At 64.0% G+C, this 533-nt stretch carries 2 pseudogenes; both read right to left on the bottom strand.

Annotated elements, in window-relative coordinates:
* Positions 1–342 (bottom strand): annotated as a pseudogene (gene istB, locus C722_RS0123370) (IS21-like element ISPst3 family helper ATPase IstB); the annotation flags it as partial.
* Positions 335–533 (bottom strand): annotated as a pseudogene (locus tag C722_RS25325) (IS21 family transposase); the annotation flags it as partial. The pseudogenes C722_RS25325 and istB, both read right to left, overlap by 8 nt.

Raw genomic sequence — 533 nt, 5'->3', positions numbered from 1 at the left:
AGTGGCCAGGTGGGTTTTACCGGTGCCAGGCCCACCGATCAGCACCACGTTCTGCGCGGTGTCGGTAAAGGCCAGACTGGCCAGTTCGCTGATCAAACGAGCGTCTGCGCTGGAGGCGCTGAAGTCGAAGCCGGCCAGGTCGCGGTGCATCGGCAGCTTGGCCATGTTCATCTGGTGGCTCACCGAGCGCATGGCGCGATCTGTGTGCTCTTGTTCCAGCAGGTGTTCGAGCAGCCACTTGGACGAGGCTGTGTTCGACTCACCCTGCGCAGTCAACTCCGCCCAGGCCGTGGCCATGCCGTGCAGGCGCAGCTCCTTGAGTTCCGCCATCAAATCACGCATGACCGATCTCCTCGGTCTGGCCACGCAGGCGGTCGTAGCGCGCCGTGTTAGCGACGGGGGCTTCCTTGAGCGACAAGTGGGTTTCGACGCTGGGTGGTGGTTCGGTCGCGGCCAGGCGCGCCACGACATTGAGGATGTGTTCGGCGCTCAGGCTGCCGCTTTCCAGTACCAGCTCAACAGCCACCAGCACC

The sequence above is a fragment of the Pseudomonas sp. 313 genome, from assembly GCF_000316965.1.
GTDB classification, from domain to species: domain Bacteria; phylum Pseudomonadota; class Gammaproteobacteria; order Pseudomonadales; family Pseudomonadaceae; genus Chryseomonas; species Chryseomonas benzopyrenica.
The sequence above is the reverse complement of the archived record's forward strand: the minus strand, read 5'-3'. Positions and strand labels throughout refer to the sequence as shown.